Origin of the sequence: Pseudomonas sp. IT-P12 (assembly GCF_949767465.1) — a bacterium.
In the GTDB taxonomy this organism is placed as follows: Bacteria; Pseudomonadota; Gammaproteobacteria; order Pseudomonadales; family Pseudomonadaceae; genus Aquipseudomonas.
In genome coordinates this window covers 339120-345136 of record NZ_CATKPY010000026.1, presented here as the reverse complement: position 1 = coordinate 345136, position 6017 = coordinate 339120, and the positions used below count along the sequence as shown (strand labels likewise).

The 6017-nt window shown below is 62.3% G+C and carries 7 protein-coding genes; 1 reads left to right on the top strand and 6 read right to left on the bottom strand.

Annotation, left to right across the window (positions count from 1 at the left end):
- Positions 1-79 precede the first annotated feature (79 nt).
- Both ACM6IM_RS26790 and cysZ read right to left on the bottom strand, forming a co-directional pair.
- Positions 80-1279: a glycosyltransferase family 4 protein gene (locus ACM6IM_RS26790; protein WP_414866764.1), complete on the bottom strand. Its 1200-nt coding sequence runs from the start codon at positions 1277-1279 to the stop codon at positions 80-82.
- 40 nt (positions 1280-1319) lie between these two features.
- Complete coding sequence (gene cysZ, locus ACM6IM_RS26785) at positions 1320-2072, bottom strand: sulfate transporter CysZ (RefSeq protein ID WP_192309751.1); 753 nt, start codon at positions 2070-2072, stop codon at positions 1320-1322.
- Between the two features lie 313 nt (positions 2073-2385).
- On the opposite strand from cysZ, the gene trxB reads away from it, so the two are divergent.
- Positions 2386-3348 (top strand): thioredoxin-disulfide reductase, encoded by a 963-nt coding sequence (gene trxB / locus ACM6IM_RS26780; RefSeq protein WP_192309753.1) that lies wholly within the window; start codon positions 2386-2388, stop codon positions 3346-3348.
- A 175-nt stretch (positions 3349-3523) separates the two neighbouring features.
- On the opposite strand, the gene ACM6IM_RS26775 is transcribed toward trxB, so the two are convergent.
- The 4 genes from ACM6IM_RS26775 to folX form a co-directional block, all read right to left on the bottom strand.
- A complete protein-coding gene (locus ACM6IM_RS26775) occupies positions 3524-4774 on the bottom strand; it encodes an aspartate aminotransferase family protein (RefSeq protein ID WP_414866763.1) in 1251 nt (416 codons plus the stop codon).
- Between the two features lie 146 nt (positions 4775-4920).
- Entirely contained in the window at positions 4921-5259 is a 339-nt protein-coding gene (locus tag ACM6IM_RS26770; protein WP_192309758.1) for a HopJ type III effector protein, read from the bottom strand.
- Entirely contained in the window at positions 5252-5548 is a 297-nt protein-coding gene (locus ACM6IM_RS26765; RefSeq protein ID WP_192309761.1) for a DUF1244 domain-containing protein, read from the bottom strand. Before ACM6IM_RS26765 ends, ACM6IM_RS26770 begins: the two co-directional genes overlap by 8 nt.
- A gap of 97 nt (positions 5549-5645) precedes the next feature.
- Complete coding sequence (gene folX / locus ACM6IM_RS26760) at positions 5646-6017, bottom strand: dihydroneopterin triphosphate 2'-epimerase (RefSeq protein WP_108218231.1); 372 nt, start codon at positions 6015-6017, stop codon at positions 5646-5648.

Below are 6017 nucleotides of genomic sequence, written 5' to 3'. Positions count from 1 at the left end.
GGGGAATCTTCTGTGCACCAGAGATCCGGTGTGGGAGCGAGCCTGCTCGCGATGACGGCTTCAAATCCAACAAAAAATCTCAAGGCAGGGAAGCAGCCCCACGCACCACCGCCTCCCCCACGCAAGCCCCCCGCAACTGCCCCTCGAACTGCTCGATAATGGCTGCCCAGCCCTGACGGCTCGCATGCTGGCGCGCATTGAGCCGCACGCAACGCAGGGTCTCGCGCTCTTCCAGCAGCCACGCGGCGGCATCGCAGAACGCCGCTTCGTCCCCTGGCATGGCCAGCACGCCGTTGTAGCCGTGGCGAATATGCTGCGCCGCGGCCGCCTGATCGTAGGCCACCACGCCCAGCCCCGACGCCAGTGCTTCAAGCACCACATTGCCAAAGGTTTCGGTCAGGCTCGGAAACACGAACACATCACCTGACGCGTAATGCGCGGCGAGGGCTTCGCCACGTTGCGCACCGCAGAAAATCGCCTCCGGCACGTTCTTCTCCAGCGCGGCCCGTTGCGGGCCGTCGCCGACGATGAGCAGTTTTATTTTTCGCTGTGGATAAGTCGTTGTCAGCGTGTCGAGGCAACGCTTGAGCAAGCCGAGGTTTTTCTCCGGTGCCAGGCGTCCTACGTGGATGACGGCAATGTCCTTCTCGCCCAGCCCCCATTGTTCGCGCAGTGATTGCAGGCGCTTGCTCGGGTGGAACAACTGGCTGTCGACCCCTCGGGACAGCAGCGCCAGGCGCTCGAAATGCCGGCGCTCCAGTTCCATCCGCTGGCTGACGCTCGGCACCAGGGTCAGGTTCGAGCGATTGTGGAACCAGCGCAGGTAGTGGGTCAGCAGCCGCGTGAGCAGGCCGAACCCATACTGGTCGGAGTACTGCTGGAAATTGGTGTGGAAACCGCTCACCACAGAAATCCCCAGGCGCCGCGCCGCACGCAACGCGGACAGGCCCAGCGGACCTTCCGTGGCGATGTACAGCACGTCCGGGCGCTGGCGCGTCCAGCGTCGCAACAGTTTGTGCATCGACGACTGGCCCCATTGCAGACCCGGATACCCCGGCAGCGGCCAGCCGCGGCACAGCAGCAATTCATCGTCGCTGCCCGCCTGCTGATCGCATCCCTGTCGTGGCCGCACCAGCTCCACCTGATGCCCGCGCGCGCGCAGACCGTCGCACAAGCGGCCAAGGGTATTGGCCACGCCGTTGATTTCGGGAGGGAAGGTTTCGGTGATCAGGGTGATATGCAGAGCTGTCGTCATGGCCTCAGTGTCGACTGAGGCCATGTCGCCGGTGTGGCGGTTTGATGATGGATTTGTGACCGGCTCAGCGCTGGCTCACCAGGCTCTCCGCGCCACGCTCGCGGACCCAGAACAGCGTCGCCCCGGCCACGGCGGCCGGCATCATCAGGATGTTGACCAGCGGAATCAGCAGCGCCAGGTAAACCATGCCGCCAAAGCTCATGCTCTGCCAGCGCTTCTGCCGCAGCCAGGCGAGCATCTCGTTCCAGCCGAGTTTGTGGTTGTCCGCCGGGTAGTCGATGTACTGGATCGCCATCATCCAGACGCCGAACAGCAGCCACAACGGCGCGGCGATGATGTTGACCACGGGAATGAACGAGAGGATGAACAGGCCGATGGCGCGTGGCAGGAAGTAGCCGAGCTTGCGCATTTCCCGGGCCAGGGTGCGCGGGACCATGGCGATCAGTTCGCCCCAGCTGAACGCCGGGAAATCATCGGTGCCGCGCACCACCACTTCGACTTTCTCGGCGAGGAAGCCGTTGAAGGGGGCTGCGATGATGTTGGCGAGCATGGTGAAGGTGAAAAACACCATCAGTACTACCAGCACCACGAAGATCGGCCAGAGGAGATAACTGAGAAAACCCAGCCAGTCGGGCAGGGTTGGCATCAGCGTATCGACCCACAGGCTGAACTGATGGCCGGCCAGATAGATCAATCCGACGAACAGCACCAGGTTGATCACCAGGGGAAGCAATACGAAAAGCCGCAGGCTGGGGCTCAGAACCAGCTTGAGGCCTTCGCGCAGGTATTGTGGGCCGGACAGAACAGGTGCGGGCATATCGTGCTCCGAGAGAGGGGAAACGCGCCGACCTTACCGGCTTTGCCGGGCGGGCGAAAGCACGGGCAATGGATCGACATCAGCTGTAACAAAGGCGCCTGTAAACACGCGGCAACAGGATAGAGACCACCTATGAGCTGGATTGTTAAACCGTATTTCCTTAATCTTCGCCCCCTCGATACATTGCACCCATTCTTTTACAGGACTGTCGAGTTCAAGCCTTCCCCAAGTGCTTTCAATGGTCCTTTTTTATTCACGCCGGCAGCCCGGCGTTCCGTGCCAGTGGTTTTGGGCCGGTCAACAGGAGCAGGTCATGTCTGAAGTCCGTCATTCGCGAGTGATTATTCTCGGTTCCGGCCCTGCCGGTTACAGCGCTGCGGTCTATGCCGCCCGTGCCAACCTCAAGCCGCTGCTGATCACCGGCATGCAGGCCGGCGGTCAATTGACCACCACCACCGAAGTCGACAACTGGCCGGGCGACGTCCACGGCCTGACCGGTCCGGTGTTGATGGAACGCATGAAAGAGCACGCCGAGCGCTTTGAGACCGAGATCGTTTTCGATCACATCAACGCCGTGGACTTCGCCGCCAAGCCGTACACCCTGACCGGCGACAGCGCGACCTACACCTGCGACGCCCTGATCATCGCCACCGGCGCCAGCGCCCGCTACCTGGGCCTGCCGTCGGAAGAAGCGTTCATGGGCAAGGGCGTTTCGGCCTGCGCGACCTGCGACGGTTTCTTCTACCGCAACAAGCCGGTGGCCGTGGTCGGTGGCGGCAACACCGCTGTCGAAGAAGCACTGTACCTGGCCAACATCGCCAGCACCGTGACCCTGATCCACCGTCGCGATACCTTCCGCGCCGAGAAGATCCTGATCGACAAGCTCAACGCCCGTGTGGCCGAAGGCAAGATCATCCTGAAGCTGAACTCGACCCTGGACGAAGTCCTGGGCGACAACATGGGCGTGACCGGCGCCCGTCTGAAAAACAACGACGGCAGCTTCGACGAAGTGAAAGTCGACGGCGTGTTCATCGCCATCGGCCACACCCCGAACACCTCGCTGTTCGAGGGCCAGCTGACGCTCAAGGACGGCTACCTGGTGGTTCAGGGCGGCCGCGACGGCAACGCGACTGCGACCAGCGTCGAAGGGATCTTCGCCGCCGGCGACGTGGCTGACCACGTTTACCGCCAGGCGATCACCTCGGCGGGTGCAGGCTGCATGGCGGCGCTGGACACCGAGCGCTACCTCGACGGTCTGCAGAACGCTTCGTTCTGAGACTGTTGAAATGAAAAAACCGGCTTCGGCCGGTTTTTTTTGTGCTCACGTTTAATGCCTGATCACGTACCCTGTGGGAGCGGGCTTGCTCGCGAAGGCGGTGTGGCAGTCAACATTGATATCGCCTGACACGACGCTTTCGCGAGCAAGCCCGCTCCCACAAGGGATGGTGTTATCAGGCCAGTTTCTGCAGACATGCTTCAAAAATGTCCAGGCCTTCCTCCAGGACTTCGGCCTCAATGGTCAACGGCGCCAGCAACCGGATGATGTGGCGGGACTTGCCGCTGGGCATCAACAGCAAGCCGGCGTCACGTGCCAGGGCCAGCAGTTGGGTCAACTGGGCCGGGGCTGGCGTGCCGTCGGCGTTGGCCAGTTCGATGCCGCGCATGGCGCCGACGCCTGTCAGGCGTCCCAGGTACGGCGACAGGTTGTCGGCGCGCCAGGCTTCGTAGCGGCTGACGATCGCTTGCTCCTGCTGCGAGCCCCAGTTGTGCAGGTTGGCATCGGTCATTTCGTCCAGCGTCGCCAAGGCGGCGGCGCAGGCAATCGGGTTGCCCGAGTAAGTGCCGCCGAGCCCACCCTTGGGCAAGATGTCCAGCAGCGCCTTGCGTCCAATCACCGCGCCCAGCGGAATGCCACCGCCGATACTCTTGCCGAGCAGGATCAGGTCCGGTTCGATGCCCAGCCGTGTAAACGCAAAGCGCTGACCGGTGCGCCCGAACCCGGACTGGATTTCATCGGCAATCAACAGGATGTTCTTTTCATCGCACAAACGGCGCAGGGCCTTGGCGAACTCGATGTCCAGTGCCAGGAAACCGGCTTCGCCCTGCACCGGTTCGACGATGAAACAGGCGATGTCTTCGATATCGATTTCGACGCTGAACAGCCTGTCCAGCGCCTTCAAGGCGTCCGCACAGGTCACCCCGTTGTCTTTGCTGGGGAAGGGCAGGTGATACACCGGGCCGGGTAGCACGCCAACCTTTTGCTTGTAGGGCGCGACCTTGCCGTTGAGATTGAGCGTGCCGAGGGTGCGGCCGTGGAAGGCGCCGTCGAAGGCGATGACGGCGGTGCGACCGGTCGCGCCACGGACGATCTTCAAGGCGTTCTCGGCCGCTTCCGCGCCGCTGTTGGTGAGCATGCCGCTGACGGGGTAGTCCAGCGGAACGAACCCGGCCAGGCGCTCCATGAAGTCCAGATAGGGCGTGTGCGCAGCGGCATTGAACGCGTAATGGGTCAGCCGCGTGGCTTGCTCGCGGATGGCCTCGACGATGCGCGGGTGACAATGACCGAGGTTCAACACGCCGATGCCGCCCACGAAGTCGATGTAGCGTTTGCCGGCGGTGTCCCAGACCTCGGCATTTTTGCCGTGGCTGAGGGTGACGGGGTGGACGACGTTGATCGACTGGCTGATGGATTCGCTGCTCATGGATGACCGACTCGGAAGAAGGAGAACGTCCATTTATCTAAGCCGCGAGCGGTGGTGCCCGGCAAACGAAATAAAGTTGCCGGGTCAATCTTAAAAGTCGGGATGTGCGCCGTGGGAGCGAGCCTGCTCGCGCCCAGCGTGCAGATTCAGCGGCGGGTCAGTGGCGGCTGGTTGAACTTCACCCCGGCCAGGCCGTGGGCGATCAGTGCGCGGATGTTGCCGTGATCGCTGCCCTCAGGCGTGGCGACGACGCTGCGGTAATGCTCGCCGAAGGCCAGCAGCGCTTCTTCGTCGCTCAGGCCTTCGAGCAGGGCCAGGCCCAGGGTCTTGCACGAACCTTCGTTCTGCCCGGCGGCATTTTCCACGCCGCCGTTGTTGAAAGCCTGCGGCTGGTAGTCGTAACCCGCGGCAATGAACGCCAGGGTGTCGGCAAAGACGTGTTCGCCGCTCTTGAGGCGGGTGCGCAGGGTGTTCAAGTCAGTCATGGGGTTTTCCTTTGGCGAACGCCGCCTGTTGTTCGGCGCTGGCTTCTTTCTGGTATTGGGCTTTCCACTCGGCGTACGGCATGCCGTAGACGACTTCGCGGGCGTCATCGAGGCTGACCTCGATCTGGCGTTCGTCGGCGGCGGCCTTGTACCACTTGGAGAGGCAGTTGCGGCAGAAACCCGAGAGGTTCATCAGGTCGATGTTCTGCACGTCCTTGCGGCTGTCCAGGTGCGCGACCAGCCGACGGAAGGCGGCGGCTTCAAGTTCGAGGCGTTGTTGCTCGGTCATGGGGCGTCTCTGCGAGACAGCTGTCAGCGGCGAGCTTCAAGCTGCAGGATGGGTGGTGGTGGATCGAAGTTTACAGCGTGCGGCGTGAAGCTTGTAGCTAGCGGCTCGCTGCCAAGGTGATTGACACCGACTCGGCGAAGCGCAGGGCGTGGGGTTTGTCGACCTCCACTTCCGCGTACAGCACCGACGCGTTGGCCATGACCAGGTCAAGAATTTCCTGGGTCAGGCGTTCGAGCAGGGCAAAGCGATTGCCCTCGACGTGGGCGATGATTGCCTTGGTGATGGTCCGGTAATTCAGCGCGTGATCGATGTCATTGTCACGCACCGCTTCCTGGGCTGCGTAAAGGATGGTCAGGTTGATCAACACATCCTGCTTGTTGAGGATCTCGTCCTCGTTGATACCGATGTAGGTGCGCAGGCACAGATCCTTTACCCGGATGCGTGCCATGCCTGGTTGAAGTTGTGGCAT